Origin of the sequence: Salmonella sp. SAL03688, from assembly GCF_046551895.1 — a bacterium.
GTDB lineage: Bacteria > Pseudomonadota > Gammaproteobacteria > Enterobacterales > Enterobacteriaceae > Salmonella > Salmonella enterica.
In genome coordinates, this window is the sequence record NZ_JBGDVI010000002.1 from 235,538 (window position 1) to 252,586 (window position 17,049).

Here is a 17,049-nt window from a genome sequence, read left to right on the forward strand (position 1 = left end):
AAATGTTTTACGCGTTGTACTTTGAAATTCATCACCTGGTTGCGTCTGCGGCGCTAGGGTTTGCTCGCGTGGCGCCGATTTTTTTCTTCCTGCCGTTTTTGAATAGCGGGGTATTAAGCGGTGCGCCGAGAAACGCCATTATCATCTTGGTGGCATTGGGAGTATGGCCGCATGCATTGAACGAGGCGCCGCCGTTTTTATCGGTGGCGATGATCCCGTTAGTTCTGCAAGAAGCGGCGGTAGGCGTCATGCTGGGCTGTCTGCTGTCATGGCCTTTTTGGGTTATGCATGCGCTGGGTTGTATTATCGATAACCAGCGAGGGGCAACGCTAAGTAGCAGTATCGATCCGGCAAACGGCATTGATACCTCGGAAATGGCTAATTTCCTGAATATGTTTGCCGCTGTCGTTTATTTACAAAACGGCGGTCTGGTCACGATGGTTGACGTGTTAAATAAAAGCTATCAGCTATGCGATCCGATGAACGAGTGCACGCCTTCATTACCGCCGCTATTAACGTTTATTAATCAGGTGGCTCAAAACGCGTTGGTTCTGGCCAGTCCGGTGGTATTAGTGCTGTTGCTGTCAGAAGTATTCCTGGGTTTATTGTCGCGCTTTGCTCCGCAAATGAACGCTTTTGCGATTTCACTGACGGTAAAAAGCGGTATTGCTGTTTTAATTATGCTGCTTTATTTCTCCCCGGTACTACCGGACAATGTACTGCGACTCTCTTTCCAGGCCACAGGATTAAGCAGTTGGTTTTACGAGCGAGGGGCGACGCATGTCCTCGAATAAAACAGAAAAACCGACTAAAAAACGGCTGGAAGACTCCGCTAAAAAAGGCCAGTCATTTAAAAGTAAAGATCTCATTATCGCCTGCCTGACGCTGGGAGGAATTGCCTATCTGGTGTCGTATGGCTCATTTAATGAGTTTATGGGGATAATTAAGATCATTATTGCGGATAATTTTGATCAGAGCATGGCTGATTACAGTTTGGCCGTTTTTGGGATAGGATTAAAATATCTGATTCCATTTATGCTGCTCTGTTTAGTGTGTTCCGCATTACCGGCATTATTACAGGCCGGTTTTGTGCTGGCGACAGAAGCATTAAAACCTAATTTATCGGCGTTAAACCCGGTAGAAGGGGCGAAAAAACTTTTTAGTATGCGCACGGTTAAAGATACGGTCAAAACCCTACTGTATCTCTCATCCTTTGTGGTGGCCGCCATCATTTGCTGGAAGAAATATAAGGTTGAAATCTTTTCTCAGTTAAATGGCAATGTTGTGGATATTGCCGTCATTTGGCGTGAACTTCTCCTCGCATTGGTATTAACTTGCCTTGCTTGCGCATTGATTGTCTTATTATTGGATGCTATTGCGGAATATTTCCTGACCATGAAAGATATGAAAATGGATAAGGAAGAAGTGAAGCGTGAAATGAAGGAGCAGGAAGGGAACCCAGAGGTTAAATCTAAAAGACGTGAAGTTCATATGGAAATTCTGTCTGAACAGGTGAAATCCGATATTGAAAACTCACGCCTGATTGTTGCCAACCCCACGCATATTACGATCGGGATTTATTTTAAACCCGAACTGATGCCGATTCCGATGATCTCGGTGTATGAAACGAATCAGCGCGCGCTGGCCGTCCGCGCCTATGCGGAGAAGGTTGGCGTACCTGTGATCGTCGATATCAAACTGGCACGCAGTCTTTTCAAAACCCATCGCCGTTATGATCTGGTGAGTCTGGAAGAAATTGATGAAGTTTTACGTCTTCTGGTTTGGCTGGAAGAGGTAGAAAACGCGGGCAAAGACGTTATTCAGCCACAAGAAAACGAGGTACGGCATTGAGCCGCGTAAAGCAGTAGCGATGTATTCATTGGGCGTTTTTTGAATGTTCACTAACCACCGTCGGGGTTTAATAACTGCATCAGATAAACGCAGTCGTTAAGTTCTACAAAGTCGGTGACAGATAACAGGAGTAAGTAATGGATTATCAAAATAATGTCAGCGAAGAACGTGTTGCGGAAATGATTTGGGATGCCGTTAGTGAAGGCGCCACGCTAAAAGACGTTCATGGGATCCCTCAAGATATGATGGACGGTTTATATGCTCATGCTTATGAGTTTTATAACCAGGGACGACTGGATGAAGCTGAGACATTCTTTCGTTTCTTATGCATTTATGATTTTTACAATCCCGATTACACCATGGGACTGGCGGCGGTATGCCAACTGAAAAAACAATTTCAGAAAGCATGTGACCTTTATGCAGTAGCGTTTACGTTACTTAAAAATGATTATCGCCCCGTTTTTTTTACCGGGCAGTGTCAATTATTAATGCGTAAGGCGGCAAAAGCCAGGCAGTGTTTTGAACTTGTCAATGAACGTACTGAAGATGAGTCTCTGCGGGCAAAAGCGTTGGTCTATCTGGAGGCGCTAAAAACGGCGGAGACAGAGCAGCACAGTGAACAAGAAAAGGAATAATTATGGTAAATGACGCAAGTAGCATTAGCCGTAGCGGATATACCCAAAATCCGCGCCTCGCTGAGGCGGCTTTTGAAGGCGTTCGTAAGAACACGGACTTTTTAAAAGCGGCGGATAAAGCTTTTAAAGATGTGGTGGCAACGAAAGCGGGCGACCTTAAAGCCGGAACAAAGTCCGGCGAGAGCGCTATTAATACGGTGGGTCTGAAGCCGCCTACGGACGCCGCCCGGGAAAAACTCTCCAGCGAAGGACAATTGACATTACTGCTTGGCAAGTTAATGACACTACTGGGCGATGTTTCGCTGTCTCAACTGGAGTCTCGTCTGGCGGTATGGCAGGCGATGATTGAGTCACAAAAAGAGATGGGGATTCAGGTATCGAAAGAATTCCAGACGGCTCTGGGAGAGGCTCAGGAGGCGACGGATCTCTATGAAGCCAGTATCAAAAAGACGGATACCGCCAAGAGTGTTTATGACGCTGCGACCAAAAAACTGACGCAGGCGCAAAATAAATTGCAATCGCTGGACCCGGCTGACCCCGGCTATGCACAAGCTGAAGCCGCGGTAGAACAGGCCGGAAAAGAAGCGACAGAGGCGAAAGAGGCCTTAGATAAGGCCACGGATGCGACGGTTAAAGCAGGCACAGACGCCAAAGCGAAAGCCGAGAAAGCGGATAACATTCTGACCAAATTCCAGGGAACGGCTAATGCCGCCTCTCAGAATCAGGTTTCCCAGGGTGAGCAGGATAATCTGTCAAATGTCGCCCGCCTCACTATGCTCATGGCCATGTTTATTGAGATTGTGGGCAAAAATACGGAAGAAAGCCTGCAAAACGATCTTGCGCTTTTCAACGCCTTGCAGGAAGGGCGTCAGGCGGAGATGGAAAAGAAATCGGCTGAATTCCAGGAAGAGACGCGCAAAGCCGAGGAAACGAACCGCATTATGGGATGTATCGGGAAAGTCCTCGGCGCGCTGCTAACCATTGTCAGCGTTGTGGCAGCTGTTTTTACCGGTGGGGCGAGTCTGGCGCTGGCTGCGGTGGGACTTGCGGTAATGGTTGCCGATGAAATTGTGAAGGCGGCGACGGGGGTGTCGTTTATTCAGCAGGCGCTAAACCCGATTATGGAGCATGTGCTGAAGCCGTTAATGGAGCTGATTGGCAAGGCGATTACCAAAGCGCTGGAAGGATTAGGCGTCGATAAGAAAACGGCAGAGATGGCAGGCAGCATTGTTGGTGCGATTGTTGCCGCTATTGCGATGGTAGCGGTCATTGTGGTGGTCGCAGTTGTCGGGAAAGGCGCGGCGGCGAAACTGGGTAACGCGCTGAGCAAAATGATGGGCGAAACGATTAAGAAGTTGGTGCCTAACGTGCTGAAACAGTTAGCACAAAACGGCAGCAAACTCTTTACCCAGGGGATGCAACGTATTACTAGCGGCCTGGGTAATGTGGGTAGCAAGATGGGCCTGCAAACGAATGCCTTAAGTAAAGAGCTGGTAGGTAATACCCTAAATAAAGTGGCGTTGGGCATGGAAGTCACGAATACCGCAGCCCAGTCAGCCGGTGGTGTTGCCGAGGGGGTATTTATTAAAAATGCCAGCGAGGCGCTTGCTGATTTTATGCTCGCCCGTTTTGCCATGGATCAAATTCAGCAGTGGCTTAAACAATCCGTAGAAATATTTGGTGAAAACCAGAAGGTAACGGCGGAACTGCAAAAAGCCATGTCTTCTGCGGTACAGCAAAATGCGGATGCTTCGCGTTTTATTCTGCGCCAGAGTCGCGCATAAAAACTGCCAAAATAAAGGGAGAAAAATATGTTAATTAGTAATGTGGGAATAAATCCCGCCGCTTATTTAAATAATCATTCTGTTGAGAATAGTTCACAGACAGCTTCGCAATCCGTTAGCGCTAAAGATATTCTGAATAGTATTGGTATTAGCAGCAGTAAAGTCAGTGACCTGGGGTTGAGTCCTACACTGAGCGCGCCTGCGCCAGGGGTATTAACGCAAACCCCCGGAACGATCACGTCCTTTTTAAAAGCCAGTATTCAAAATACCGACATGAATCAGGATTTGAATGCTCTGGCAAATAATGTCACGACTAAAGCGAATGAGGTTGTGCAAACCCAGTTACGCGAGCAGCAGGCAGAAGTCGGAAAGTTTTTTGATATTAGCGGAATGTCTTCCAGTGCCGTTGCGCTGTTGGCTGCCGCGAATACGTTAATGCTGACGTTGAACCAGGCTGATAGCAAACTGTCTGGTAAGTTGTCATTAGTCAGCTTTGATGCAGCTAAAACGACGGCAAGCTCCATGATGCGCGAAGGGATGAATGCGTTGTCCGGTAGTATTTCTCAGAGCGCGCTTCAGTTGGGGATCACTGGCGTGGGTGCCAAACTGGAATATAAGGGGCTGCAGAATGAAAGAGGCGCGCTTAAACATAATGCCGCGAAGATCGATAAACTGACCACTGAAAGCCACAGTATTAAAAACGTGCTGAACGGGCAGAATAGCGTCAAACTCGGTGCTGAAGGCGTCGATTCTCTGAAATCGTTAAATATGAAGAAAACCGGTACCGATGCGACGAAAAATCTTAATGATGCGACGCTTAAATCTAATGCCGGAACCAGCGCCACGGAAAGTCTGGGTATTAAAGACAGTAATAAACAAATCTCCCCTGAACATCAGGCTATTCTGTCGAAACGTCTTGAGTCTGTCGAATCCGATATTCGTCTTGAGCAGAATACCATGGATATGACCCGAATTGATGCGCGCAAGATGCAGATGACGGGCGATCTGATTATGAAGAACTCGGTCACGGTCGGTGGTATTGCAGGGGCGTCCGGGCAGTACGCCGCTACTCAGGAACGTTCCGAGCAGCAAATTAGCCAGGTGAATAACCGTGTTGCCAGCACCGCATCGGACGAAGCCCGTGAAAGTTCACGTAAATCGACCAGCCTGATTCAGGAAATGCTGAAAACAATGGAGAGCATTAACCAGTCGAAAGCATCCGCACTTGCTGCTATCGCAGGCAATATTCGCGCTTAATCTGAAAGGTCATCTATACGCCATCATGGGTGTGATTTAATCGCGCTCCTGATGGCGAACTGGGGATATTATGCTTAATATTCAAAATTATTCCGCTTCTCCTCATCCGGGGATCGTTGCCGAACGGCCGCAGACTCCCTCGGCGAGCGAGCACGTCGAGACTGCCGTGGTACCGTCTACCACAGAACATCGCGGTACAGATATCATTTCATTATCGCAGGCGGCTACTAAAATCCAGCAGGCACAGCAGACGCTGCAGTCAACGCCACCGATCTCTGAAGAGAATAATGACGAGCGCACGCTGGCGCGCCAGCAGTTGACCAGCAGCCTGAATGCGCTGGCGAAGTCTGGCGTGTCATTATCCGCAGAACAAAATGAGAACCTGCGGAGCGCGTTTTCTGCGCCGACGTCGGCCTTATTTAGCGCTTCGCCTATGGCGCAGCCGAGAACAACCATTTCTGATGCTGAGATTTGGGATATGGTTTCCCAAAATATATCGGCGATAGGTGACAGCTATCTGGGCGTTTATGAAAACGTTGTCGCAGTCTATACCGATTTTTATCAGGCCTTCAGTGATATTCTTTCCAAAATGGGAGGCTGGTTATTACCAGGTAAGGACGGTAATACCGTTAAGCTAGATGTTACCTCACTCAAAAATGATTTAAACAGTTTAGTCAATAAATATAATCAAATAAACAGTAATACCGTTTTATTTCCAGCGCAGTCAGGCAGCGGCGTTAAAGTAGCCACTGAAGCGGAAGCGAGACAGTGGCTCAGTGAATTGAATTTACCGAATAGCTGCCTGAAATCTTATGGATCCGGTTATGTCATCACCGTTGATCTGACGCCATTACAAAAAATGGTTCAGGATATTGATGGTTTAGGCGCGCCGGGAAAAGACTCAAAACTCGAAATGGATAACGCCAAATATCAAGCCTGGCAGTCGGGTTTTAAAGCGCAGGAAGAAAATATGAAAACCACATTACAGACGCTGACGCAAAAATATAGCAATGCCAATTCATTGTACGACAACCTGGTAAAAGTGCTGAGCAGTACGATAAGTAGCAGCCTGGAAACCGCCAAAAGCTTCCTGCAAGGATAACAGAAGAGGATATTAATAATGGTTACAAGTGTAAGGACTCAGCCCCCCGTCATAATGCCAGGTATGCAGACCGAGATCAAAACGCAGGCCACGAATCTTGCGGCGAATCTTTCCGCAGTCAGAGAAAGTGCCACAGCGACGCTGTCAGGGGAAATTAAAGGCCCGCAACTGGAAGATTTTCCCGCGCTGATCAAACAGGCGAGTCTGGATGCATTGTTTAAATGCGGGAAAGACGCTGAGGCGTTAAAAGAAGTTTTTACCAATTCAAATAATGTCGCCGGTAAGAAAGCGATAATGGAGTTTGCCGGGCTCTTTCGTTCAGCGCTCAACGCCACCAGTGATTCTCCTGAGGCGAAGACGCTACTGATGAAGGTGGGGGCAGAGTATACCGCGCAAATCATAAAAGATGGCCTGAAAGAAAAGTCAGCTTTTGGGCCATGGCTGCCAGAAACAAAGAAAGCGGAAGCGAAGCTGGAAAACCTGGAAAAGCAGCTGTTAGATATTATCAAAAATAACACTGGCGGTGAATTAAGTAAATTATCGACGAATTTTGTTATGCAGGAGGTGATGCCCTATATTGCCAGCTGCATTGAACATAACTTTGGCTGTACGTTAGATCCGTTAACCCGCAGCAATCTTACGCACCTTGTTGACAAAGCGGCGGCGAAGGCGGTTGAGGCGCTTGATATGTGCCACCAAAAATTAACGCAAGAGCAGGGTACCAGCGTAGGACGGGAAGCCCGGCACCTTGAAATGCAAACGTTGATACCCCTGCTGCTACGTAATGTTTTTGCACAAATTCCTGCAGATAAACTGCCTGACCCTAAAATTCCGGAGCCTGCGGCTGGACCAGTACCTGATGGTGGGAAAAAAGCAGAACCTACGGGTATTAATATCAATATTAATATTGATAGCAGTAACCATAGCGTGGATAACAGTAAGCATATTAACAATAGCCGAAGCCATGTCGATAATAGCCAGCGCCATATCGATAATAGCAACCATGATAATAGCCGGAAGACGATTGATAATAGCCGAACATTTATTGATAACAGCCAACGCAATGGCGAGTCACACCATTCGACTAACAGCAGCAACGTAAGTCATAGTCATTCGCGTGTGGATTCGACTACGCATCAAACGGAGACGGCACACAGCGCCAGCACAGGGGCAATTGACCATGGCATCGCGGGTAAAATTGACGTCACGGCTCATGCGACGGCAGAGGCTGTGACCAACGCTTCATCCGAAAGTAAAGATGGAAAGGTGGTCACGTCAGAAAAGGGCACTACGGGTGAAACAACCTCTTTTGATGAAGTCGATGGCGTAACCAGCAAGAGCATTATCGGCAAGCCGGTACAGGCCACGGTGCACGGCGTTGATGATAATAAACAGCAAAGCCAGACGGCAGAGATTGTGAATGTGAAGCCGCTTGCCAGTCAACTGGCTGGCGTCGAGAATGTTAAAACCGATACCTTACAATCAGACACGACGGTAATTACAGGTAATAAAGCCGGTACGACCGATAATGATAATAGTCAGACAGATAAGACTGGCCCATTTTCTGGTTTGAAGTTTAAGCAAAATAGTTTCCTCTCAACAGTACCGAGCGTTACGAATATGCATTCAATGCATTTCGACGCCCGTGAGACGTTTTTGGGTGTGATACGTAAAGCCCTGGAGCCAGATACCTCCACACCGTTCCCTGTACGCAGAGCGTTTGACGGCTTGCGTGCGGAAATATTACCCAATGACACGATAAAGAGTGCAGCGTTGAAAGCGCAATGTAGCGATATTGACAAGCACCCAGAATTGAAAGCGAAAATGGAGACTCTCAAAGAGGTCATTACTCATCATCCACAAAAAGAAAAACTGGCTGAGATTGCACTGCAGTTTGCCAGAGAGGCGGGGCTGACCAGACTAAAAGGGGAAACTGACTATGTGTTAAGTAATGTGCTGGACGGCCTTATCGGAGACGGTAGCTGGCGAGCTGGCCCGGCTTACGAGTCATACCTGAATAAACCTGGCGTGGATCGGGTTATTACTACCGTTGATGGCTTGCACATGCAGCGTTAATTAACCGGGAAAGATGCGATGAATATGGATATTGAAGCAAGAGTCAAAAAAGTGATCACCTCCTGTATTGCCGTTGATGTTGATAGTATCAATGGTCAGACCCATCTGGTTGAGGACCTTTACGCTGACTCATTGGATTTAATTGATATTGTATTTGGTCTTAGTGAGGAGTTTGACATTAGTTGCAATGAAAACGATCTTCCTGATATGACGACCTTTGCGGATATATGCCGTGTTGTTAAAAAAAGTCTTGAGTCCAGGGTGTAGTATTTTTCTCTCGCTTGACAACAATTGAATAAGATTAATTGTTATGAAAATCATCACACATGTAGTACCCGGTTCAGGTATGGCTGCAATATATGATGATATTGCTGACAGTTCGCGTTTTGTTATTAAAGGCAAGTTACGTCATGTTGAAAATGATCCGAAGGAGTTGCTGATATGTGTTCCGATGCGTAGTGAATGGCTATTCTACTGGATTAAAGGAGAGAAATATTGCGCCCGGCGATGGGCGCGAAAAAATATCAAGACATTGTGTAACCAGATTAAATTTGAAGAAGCAATCTTATAAAAGATATAATTTAAGAGGAAAGTAAATTGCAAGCACACCAGGATATTATCGCTAATATTGGTGAGAAATTGGGTTTACCGCTCACTTTTGACGACAACAATCAGTGCTTATTACTACTCGATAGCGATATTTTTACGTCTATTGAAGCTAAAGATGATATCTGGTTATTGAACGGTATGATTATACCGTTATCGCCTGTTTGTGGCGATTCTATCTGGCGGCAGATTATGGTGATTAATGGTGAACTGGCTGCGAATAATGAAGGTACGTTAGCGTATATTGATGCTGCAGAGACGTTGTTGTTTATACATGCAATTACCGATCTGACAAATACTTACCATATTATATCGCAGCTTGAGTCATTTGTGAATCAGCAGGAAGCGCTCAAAAACATACTGCAGGAATATGCTAAAGTATGAGGAGAGAAAATTGAATAATTTAACGTTGTCTTCGTTTTCAAAAGTTGGTGTGTCGAATGATGCACGACTTTATATTGCTAAGGAAAATACTGACAAGGCATATGTTGCGCCTGAAAAACTTTCGTCAAAAGTATTAACCTGGCTTGGAAAAATGCCGTTATTTAAAAACACTGAAGTGGTGCAAAAACATACGGAAAATATCAGAGTACAGGACCAAAAGATTTTACAGACATTTCTCCAGGCACTAACGGAAAAATATGGGGAAACAGCGGTTAATGACGCACTGTTAATGTCCCGTATAAATATGAACAAACCCCTTACCCAACGTTTAGCAGTGCAGATCACGGAGTGTGTAAAAGCTGCTGACGAAGGGTTTATAAACCTTATTAAGAGCAAGGATAATGTTGGTGTCAGGAATGCCGCTTTAGTCATAAAAGGCGGCGATACAAAAGTGGCAGAAAAAAATAACGATGTTGGAGCAGAAAGTAAGCAACCTTTACTCGATATCGCGCTAAAGGGACTTAAAAGAACATTACCGCAACTGGAACAAATGGATGGAAATAGCCTGCGAGAAAACTTCCAGGAGATGGCTTCAGGTAACGGCCCGCTGCGTTCATTAATGACGAATTTACAGAATTTAAATAAAATTCCAGAGGCTAAACAACTTAATGATTATGTTACAACGTTAACAAATATTAAGGTCGGTGTAGCCCGGTTCTCACAATGGGGAACCTGTGGAGGAGAGGTTGAGAGGTGGGTTGATAAAGCCTCTACTCATGAATTAACCCAGGCTGTAAAAAAAATTCACGTTATTGCTAAAGAACTGAAAAATGTTACAGCTGAACTTGAGAAAATAGAAGCCGGCGCGCCAATGCCACAGACGATGAGCGGACCGACACTGGGCCTGGCACGGTTTGCGGTCAGCAGCATTCCAATTAATCAGCAAACCCAGGTGAAACTGAGCGATGGAATGCCTGTGCCAGTGAATACGTTAACTTTTGACGGTAAGCCTGTGGCATTAGCCGGTTCGTACCCAAAAAATACGCCGGACGCGCTGGAAGCGCATATGAAAATGCTTCTTGAAAAAGAATGCTCGTGCCTGGTGGTGTTAACGTCGGAAGATCAGATGCAGGCAAAACAATTACCAGCCTATTTCAGAGGGAGCTACACCTTTGGCGAGGTGCATACCAACAGCCAAAAAGTGAGTTCAGCCAGTCAGGGAGAAGCGATAGACCAATACAATATGCAACTGTCCTGCGGGGAAAAGCAGTATACAATCCCGGTATTGCATGTGAAAAATTGGCCAGATCACCAGCCGTTACCGTCTACTGATCAGTTAGAATACCTGGCGGATAGAGTGAAAAATAGTAACCAAAATGGCGCGCCGGGGCGTAGTTCATCAGATAAGCATTTACCGATGATTCATTGTCTGGGCGGAGTGGGAAGAACCGGAACGATGGCGGCGGCCCTTGTACTTAAGGATAATCCTCATAGTAATCTGGAGCAGGTACGTGCAGATTTCCGGAATTCACGGAACAATAGAATGCTGGAAGACGCCTCACAGTTTGTACAACTAAAAGCAATGCAAGCCCAGTTGCTTATGACGACGGCAAGCTGATAAAAACATAGCTTACTTTTAGAACTATCTGAAAGTAAGCTATTTCTGTATAATTATTTGTTTACCGCGATAGAAAGTCTTTTGTTTTTCTCTTCTGCTGACATCTCTTTTAATTTTCTATAATTCTCCCAAATTTTTTTAGCATAACGCTTCCTTATATCCGATCGTTTCGGAGACGTCCCGGCATTATAAGCGCCAACGGCCTCCCAGCTATAACCGTAGATTTTCATCATATCTGATAAAATGGATGCGCCCACAATGACAGAAATGCAGGGATCCTGTAACAACTGTTTTTCACTAATCCCCATTTTTTTCAGCCTTTTCATATGGAAGCTGTTAATTTGCATCAGGCCAAGATCGGTTGAACCATCTCGGTTATGGCCAATGGCGCCAGGTTTCATCGCCGATTCCTGCTGGGCGATAGCGTAAAGTAGTTCGGATTCAATATTGAACATTTTTTCAGCCTGAAGCCAGCAATCAGCCCATGCCGTATTTATGCTAAGCAACCAGATTACGATGATAAAAAAATAATGCATATCTCCTCTCTCAGATTTTACCGTAATTTAATCAAGCGGGGATCCTGTTTCCATCTTTTGAACCAAATATTGTCTTCGTTTTTAAATTTATTCCACATTTTCTCGGCAATAGCTTCGCCGTGGGCAACCAGCACTAACGGTAATAATCCCGGATTATTATCTATACGCTGTTCACTTTCCAGAAATTCTCTTATCGTCGGTAAGGCACGCTCACTATTCTGACAATATTCAGCGTAAAGAAGATTAACAGCAATAAGTCCTGTTATTTCCTGCGTGGATATTTCTTTAGTTAATTTTCGTGCCAGTTCATGTTTACCTTTAAGCGAAAGAAACATAACCTGCATACTTAATAATATTGGATTATCCTGCAGGTGTTGTGAGCGTAATTCATCGCCTAAACGTATAGCATCATCAATACCGGTATGATAATAGGTAATCCACAGCTTAGTGATCCCTGCGGCTGCGCGCGTTGGGTCCAATTTTAAACACTCGTTAATCGTTTGTAAGGCCTCCTCCAACTGACCAGCCATGAAAAGATTCCAGCCATAATAATATTTAATATCTGCAGAAATGGGCGAAAGTAAGTTAGCTTGTTTGAATAGCAAACTCCCGACGATGTATTCTGAGTGAATCGTATTAATTAGCCCCAGTAATCCTAAAGCTTGTGGATTATTGTGGTCCAGCTCTGTCGCCTTAATCGCATGTTCTTTAGCTTTGATCATAGCGTTTTGTTTATCAAAAATCCCCATTTGCGCCATGCTGAGGTAGCATTCTGCCAGCGCACAGTAAGGCGCAATGCTGTTTGGCGACATGTTAACGCATTGAGTCAGCAATTTAAGCGCTTGCTGTAAGCTATAGGGGGTGTATTGATTTAACTCATGCTTACCGCGTAAGTAAACCATAGTACTGTCAATCGAATTTAGCTCGCTAATCTGCTTTGTGTCCCAGCGAAGTCCGGGAATACATCTGAGCAAAAGATTCGCAATTTTGTTTTGCAAGAGAGAAGCGGGTTGGTGTTCTATCAACTTAATGCTTTCCTGGTGCAGCAGGTGATAACCTTTAACCCGAACTATCTCAATCTGTACAATATTATCATTACCATCGGGTATCATCTGCCCGGAGATATAATAATCGGGGCGTAATTGATCCATGAGCTCAAGAATATCCTTAACACTGCGGCAGTTCTTCGTAATGGTCACCGGCAGCACGCTCAGGCCAAAGGGCGCATACTGCGATAATCCCTTCACGATAGAGTAATGCAGACTCTCGGATTGAACCTGATCCTGCATCTGAAAAGGAAGTATCGCCAATGTATGAGTCGTAGGTTGCGGCGCTGGCGGAGACACCACTACGACCGGACGATTAAACCGATAGCCCTGTCCGTACAGTGTTTCAATGTAACGATGCTCTTTATCTTCCGACAGAATACGTCGTAAGGCATAAATACAGCGGGTAAGAGATTCTTCGTTAACTTCCGCGTCGCCCCATACCTGGTCCAGTAAGGTGTTTTTACTCACAATCTCGCCGGCGGCTTCGAGCAGGATGACCAGAACGGCATATTCTTTTGGCGGAATATTGACTTTCTTTTCTGAGCGTAGCAGGGAGCCGTCCATGTTGAGTATGAAATCATCAAAGACGAATTTTTTATTCGATACAGGAACAGGATTAAAATGTGGCATGATAATAGTGTATTCTCTTACAGGGTGAAAAGTTATAATAGCTAATACAAGTCGTTAGGATAGAATCTACTGTTTCAGTAATTCTGCTGTTAGTACTAACGGTCAGGTTGAGCTTTTATTATGAGCTTAATGTCATATTTTACGGGCTCGGGTTTATATGTTTTTAACATTTGATTATTTAGCTTATGCCTGTGCTTTAAATAACTGACATGTTGGTAATAATATTGTTATAACTAACCGTGATTATCGAATGGACGCTGTCGTATATCCTGGTGCAGAGAGTCAGCGCCGGGCATCTAAATATTTACATATTTAACTTGGCCTCATTGCAATAGAGATTAGTTTTGTAGCTATCTTACTGCATTTTTTGGGGGTGTAAATGCTGCTTATTATATCTTCATGGTTAATGGTCTGATAATTACACCATCAGAACCATTTTTCTCGAAGATTTCCACTAAATGACCATTCGTTGAAAGTTTAAGAGTGTAATTTGTCTTAGGTGTCAAAATATAAATGAAAGACTGTTTTTAATGGTGCGCTTATTTTTATATTTTTTTGCAAAATAATGATATCGTCTTTCTTTACTCCCTTCAGCTATAGCGTCAAAAAGGCAGGGGGGTTATGAGCAGTATCATCCTCAGGCTGGCCCCCAGGCATTATATCGATATCAGGAGGAAGAGAAGAGGTATGCCTGGCAGAAAGCTAACAAGCGTGACTGTTTCGGTGTAGACCGTTCAGGCAAATAGTTCTCAGAGAGAACGGATGATGTATAAATATGAATAAAATGCCGGCCTTAATCCACAGGGTTAAAGCCGGAAGGAGATAGTGTCATCTGGACGAATTCTTACGCTGTGAATAAGGCAATATCGGTTTACCAGTCATCATAGCGATGACAAGTTCACAAAAATCGTGTTATATAATCAGCCTTACTTTAAATTACCAGAGATATCAGTATAAGCTGTCTTCCGGACAGAACAATGATATTGAATAGCCTCCCATTCTGATATAGCGTGTTAATGCGCAGTCTGAATTTTAAACTATTACAATTTTAATAAAAATCTTTACTTGAGTGACAGATACAAAAAATGTTAATGGTTCGCCATTTTTATGAATGTCGATGGCGTAGTTTTAAAATATTTTTTGAAACATTGAATGAAGTAGGACGTGCTGTCATAACCACATTTTAATGCTACAGCATTAACATTATGGTTGCCTATGCGTAAAAGTTTTGCTGCCTGATTCATTCTTGCCGATAAGTAGATGTCGCTAAAGCTGGTACCTTCTTCTGCAAGTTTCCGTTTGAGCGTTGACGTACTCATAAATATATGATCGGCAACATCTGTAAGCTTCCACTGTCTACTGGGTGACGAAGATATAATGTTGTAAACGCGCTCCTTTAACGTTATCTGAGCTGAGCTAAGGATGATCTCATAACTCTCCGGGAGTCGGAGAAAAGCAGTAAGCAGGAACAGCAGAAAATAAGGAATTAACTCTTCATTTTCAATACAACTTTTGTTGTTACAGTTACTGCAACCTTTGCTTGTATCCTTCGTACAGGAGAACGCCGTTTTCAGATGTTCAAATACCTCTCTTCTGGCAGGAAAGTCAGGCGTATAGAAGATCTTCTGCGCTTTCTCTGTGGGTACCGCCATTTTGGTTTGCTGCTCGTTTGGGATAAGTGCATAGAGAGCGCCAAGTCGTTGCGTCGGTATCTCGAGTATATCGAAATCCATGTGGCCATTGACCTCTTCAAGCGTCACGTTAACTACCTGCTCTTTTTTGAGCACCAACATCCCAGGTTCGTCACAGTAAATCGTATCGTGATTATTGCTAATCGTCAGTTTACCGCTCCGAAAGCAAACTAAAGTGAAACTGCTTACATAAAGATTTTTGATGGTAACCTGCTGAGTCTGACTTTTAATTTGCTGCCGGGTATTTGTCAAAAGTGATTTTAATTTCTGTAAGTTATCTGCGGCAGGACGCTGATGACTATTACTTACAAAGGTTACATTTTCCATATTATCCCTTTGTTGATGTTATTTTAATGTTCCTTACTGGTATCCTACTGAAAAAATCTGAGTTGTAAATGCTCTTTATTAGCGTGTGTTGGCAATGGTCTGATTGTTACACCAAAAGAACCCAAATTTGGGTAATTTATCTACAGTAGTTTAAGCTCCAATGGGGATGATGGTTCTTTTAATATGTGTTGAGACGCATTATACAGAATAAATTGATTTTATTTCTCACTTTTCATTCTATTTTCATCAGGAATCCCTGTGTCCTGTGCGGTAATCTGCTGCTATCGAGAACGACAGACATCGCTAACAGTATATATGGAAACATCAAAAGAGAAGACGATAACAAGCCCTGGGCCATACATAGTTCGATTACTTAACAGCTCACTGAACGGCTGTGAGTTTCCATTGCTGACAGGCCGAACACTCTTTGTGGTAGGTCAGAGTGATGCGCTCACTGCTTCAGGCCAACTCCCTGATATACCTGCCGATAGCTTTTTTATCCCGCTGGACCATGGCGGAGTAAATTTTGAAATCCAGGTGGATACGGATGCGACCGAAATTATACTCCATGAGCTGAAAGAAGGAAATTCTGAATCTCGTTCGGTGCAATTAAATACGCCAATACAGGTCGGTGAATTGCTTATCCTGATTCGCCCGGAAAGCGAGCCGTGGGTGCCCGAGCAGCCTGAGAAGTTAGAAACGTCTGCAAAAAAGAACGAGCCGCGTTTTAAAAACGGAATTGTAGCCGCACTGGCCGGGTTTTTTATATTGGGAATTGGGACGGTGGGGACGTTATGGATACTTAACTCGCCGCAGCGGCAGGCCGCAGAGCTCGATTCGTTATTGGGGCAGGAGAAGGAGCGCTTTCAGGTGTTGCCAGGACGGGACAAAATGCTCTATGTCGCTGCGCAAAATGAAAGAGATACGCTGTGGGCTCGTCAGGTTTTAGCGAGGGGCGATTATGATAAAAATGCGCGAGTGATTAACGAAAACGAAGAAAATAAGCGTATCTCTACCTGGCTGGATACCTATTATCCGCAGCTGGCTTATTATCGGCTTCATTTCGATGAGCCGCGTAAACCCGTTTTCTGGCTAAGCCGCCAGCGAAACACGATGAGCAAGAAAGAGCTCGAGGTGTTAAGTCAAAAGCTGAGAGCGCTAATGCCTTACGCGGATTCGGTTAACATCACGTTGATGGACGATGTTACCGCCGCAGGCCAGGCGGAAGCGGGGCTAAAACAGCAGGCGTTACCTTATTCCCGCAGGAATCATAAGGGGGGCGTAACGTTTGTTATTCAGGGGGCGCTCGATGATGTAGAAATACTCAGAGCCCGTCAATTTGTCGATAGCTATTACCGTACATGGGGAGGACGCTATGTGCAGTTTGCGATCGAATTAAAAGATGACTGGCTCAAGGGACGCTCATTTCAGTACGGGGCGGAAGGTTATATCAAAATGAGCCCAGGCCATTGGTATTTCCCAAGCCCACTTTAATTTAACGCA

The 17,049-nt window shown here is 44.8% G+C and carries 15 protein-coding genes; 12 read left to right on the forward strand and 3 right to left on the reverse strand.

Annotated elements, in window-relative coordinates; all coding sequences use genetic code 11:
• Positions 1 to 2: 2 nt before the first annotated feature.
• The 11 genes from spaR (at position 3) to sptP (ending at position 11,313) form a co-directional block, all read left to right on the forward strand.
• Positions 3 to 794, forward strand: a complete 792-nt coding sequence (spaR, locus tag ACLJR2_RS02925) for an SPI-1 type III secretion system export apparatus protein SpaR (RefSeq protein ID WP_000498965.1) — start codon at positions 3 to 5, stop codon at positions 792 to 794.
• The gene (gene spaS, locus ACLJR2_RS02930) at positions 781 to 1,851 is read left to right on the forward strand and encodes an SPI-1 type III secretion system export apparatus protein SpaS (protein WP_000097721.1); all 1,071 of its coding nucleotides are present in this window, start codon (positions 781 to 783) and stop codon (positions 1,849 to 1,851) included. Before spaR ends, spaS begins: the two co-directional genes overlap by 14 nt.
• A gap of 137 nt (positions 1,852 to 1,988) precedes the next feature.
• The gene (sicA, locus tag ACLJR2_RS02935) at positions 1,989 to 2,486 is read left to right on the forward strand and encodes a SycD/LcrH family type III secretion system chaperone SicA (protein WP_000386309.1); all 498 of its coding nucleotides are present in this window, start codon (positions 1,989 to 1,991) and stop codon (positions 2,484 to 2,486) included.
• 2 nt (positions 2,487 to 2,488) lie between these two features.
• Complete coding sequence (gene sipB / locus ACLJR2_RS02940; protein WP_000245788.1) at positions 2,489 to 4,270, forward strand: SPI-1 type III secretion system needle tip complex protein SipB; 1,782 nt, start codon at positions 2,489 to 2,491, stop codon at positions 4,268 to 4,270.
• Between the two features lie 27 nt (positions 4,271 to 4,297).
• A complete protein-coding gene (gene sipC / locus ACLJR2_RS02945; protein WP_000909019.1) occupies positions 4,298 to 5,527 on the forward strand; it encodes an SPI-1 type III secretion system needle tip complex protein SipC in 1,230 nt (409 codons plus the stop codon).
• 70 nt (positions 5,528 to 5,597) lie between these two features.
• Positions 5,598 to 6,629 (forward strand): SPI-1 type III secretion system needle tip complex protein SipD, encoded by a 1,032-nt coding sequence (gene sipD, locus ACLJR2_RS02950; protein ID WP_000932248.1) that lies wholly within the window; start codon positions 5,598 to 5,600, stop codon positions 6,627 to 6,629.
• 18 nt (positions 6,630 to 6,647) lie between these two features.
• On the forward strand, positions 6,648 to 8,705 hold the full coding sequence (sipA, locus tag ACLJR2_RS02955; RefSeq protein WP_000258809.1) for an SPI-1 type III secretion system effector SipA: 2,058 nt from the start codon (positions 6,648 to 6,650) through the stop codon (positions 8,703 to 8,705).
• An 18-nt stretch (positions 8,706 to 8,723) separates the two neighbouring features.
• Positions 8,724 to 8,972: an acyl carrier protein gene (locus ACLJR2_RS02960; protein ID WP_001055579.1), complete on the forward strand. Its 249-nt coding sequence runs from the start codon at positions 8,724 to 8,726 to the stop codon at positions 8,970 to 8,972.
• A 43-nt stretch (positions 8,973 to 9,015) separates the two neighbouring features.
• Positions 9,016 to 9,276 carry a hypothetical protein gene (locus ACLJR2_RS02965; RefSeq protein ID WP_000692253.1) on the forward strand — a complete coding sequence of 87 codons (261 nt, stop codon included), beginning with the start codon at positions 9,016 to 9,018 and terminating at the stop codon, positions 9,274 to 9,276.
• Positions 9,277 to 9,302: 26 nt separating this feature from the next.
• Entirely contained in the window at positions 9,303 to 9,695 is a 393-nt protein-coding gene (gene sicP, locus ACLJR2_RS02970) for a chaperone SicP (protein ID WP_001147851.1), read from the forward strand.
• Entirely contained in the window at positions 9,682 to 11,313 is a 1,632-nt protein-coding gene (gene sptP / locus ACLJR2_RS02975; protein WP_000922312.1) for an SPI-1 type III secretion system effector GTPase-activating protein SptP, read from the forward strand. The genes sicP and sptP overlap by 14 nt, the downstream gene beginning before the upstream one ends.
• A 53-nt stretch (positions 11,314 to 11,366) precedes the next feature.
• Here sptP and iagB read toward each other — a convergent pair whose 3' ends face one another.
• The 3 genes from iagB to hilD form a co-directional block, all read right to left on the reverse strand.
• Positions 11,367 to 11,849, reverse strand: a complete 483-nt coding sequence (iagB, locus tag ACLJR2_RS02980; RefSeq protein ID WP_000558927.1) for an SPI-1 type III secretion system invasion protein IagB — start codon at positions 11,847 to 11,849, stop codon at positions 11,367 to 11,369.
• Positions 11,850 to 11,866: 17 nt separating this feature from the next.
• Entirely contained in the window at positions 11,867 to 13,528 is a 1,662-nt protein-coding gene (hilA, locus tag ACLJR2_RS02985; RefSeq protein ID WP_001120085.1) for a transcriptional regulator HilA, read from the reverse strand.
• 1,088 nt (positions 13,529 to 14,616) lie between these two features.
• The gene (gene hilD / locus ACLJR2_RS02990) at positions 14,617 to 15,546 is read right to left on the reverse strand and encodes a transcriptional regulator HilD (protein ID WP_000432699.1); all 930 of its coding nucleotides are present in this window, start codon (positions 15,544 to 15,546) and stop codon (positions 14,617 to 14,619) included.
• 315 nt (positions 15,547 to 15,861) lie between these two features.
• On the opposite strand from hilD, the gene prgH reads away from it, so the two are divergent.
• Positions 15,862 to 17,040 carry a type III secretion system inner membrane ring protein PrgH gene (prgH, locus tag ACLJR2_RS02995; RefSeq protein WP_000450196.1) on the forward strand — a complete coding sequence of 393 codons (1,179 nt, stop codon included), beginning with the start codon at positions 15,862 to 15,864 and terminating at the stop codon, positions 17,038 to 17,040.
• Positions 17,041 to 17,049 lie beyond the last annotated feature (9 nt).

What these genes read in the sequence shown, in the direction of transcription:
- spaR (WP_000498965.1), top strand. Translation starts at nt 3, where the DNA reads ATGTTTTACGCGTTGTACTTTGAAATTCATCACCTGGTTGCGTCTGCG.
- spaS (WP_000097721.1), top strand. Translation starts at nt 781, where the DNA reads ATGTCCTCGAATAAAACAGAAAAACCGACTAAAAAACGGCTGGAAGAC.
- sicA (WP_000386309.1), top strand. Translation starts at nt 1,989, where the DNA reads ATGGATTATCAAAATAATGTCAGCGAAGAACGTGTTGCGGAAATGATT.
- sipB (WP_000245788.1), top strand. Translation starts at nt 2,489, where the DNA reads ATGGTAAATGACGCAAGTAGCATTAGCCGTAGCGGATATACCCAAAAT.
- sipC (WP_000909019.1), top strand. Translation starts at nt 4,298, where the DNA reads ATGTTAATTAGTAATGTGGGAATAAATCCCGCCGCTTATTTAAATAAT.
- sipD (WP_000932248.1), top strand. Translation starts at nt 5,598, where the DNA reads ATGCTTAATATTCAAAATTATTCCGCTTCTCCTCATCCGGGGATCGTT.
- sipA (WP_000258809.1), top strand. Translation starts at nt 6,648, where the DNA reads ATGGTTACAAGTGTAAGGACTCAGCCCCCCGTCATAATGCCAGGTATG.
- ACLJR2_RS02960 (WP_001055579.1), top strand. Translation starts at nt 8,724, where the DNA reads ATGAATATGGATATTGAAGCAAGAGTCAAAAAAGTGATCACCTCCTGT.
- ACLJR2_RS02965 (WP_000692253.1), top strand. Translation starts at nt 9,016, where the DNA reads ATGAAAATCATCACACATGTAGTACCCGGTTCAGGTATGGCTGCAATA.
- sptP (WP_000922312.1), top strand. Translation starts at nt 9,682, where the DNA reads ATGCTAAAGTATGAGGAGAGAAAATTGAATAATTTAACGTTGTCTTCG.
- iagB (WP_000558927.1), bottom strand. Translation starts at nt 11,849, where the DNA reads ATGCATTATTTTTTTATCATCGTAATCTGGTTGCTTAGCATAAATACG.
- hilA (WP_001120085.1), bottom strand. Translation starts at nt 13,528, where the DNA reads ATGCCACATTTTAATCCTGTTCCTGTATCGAATAAAAAATTCGTCTTT.
- hilD (WP_000432699.1), bottom strand. Translation starts at nt 15,546, where the DNA reads ATGGAAAATGTAACCTTTGTAAGTAATAGTCATCAGCGTCCTGCCGCA.
- prgH (WP_000450196.1), top strand. Translation starts at nt 15,862, where the DNA reads ATGGAAACATCAAAAGAGAAGACGATAACAAGCCCTGGGCCATACATA.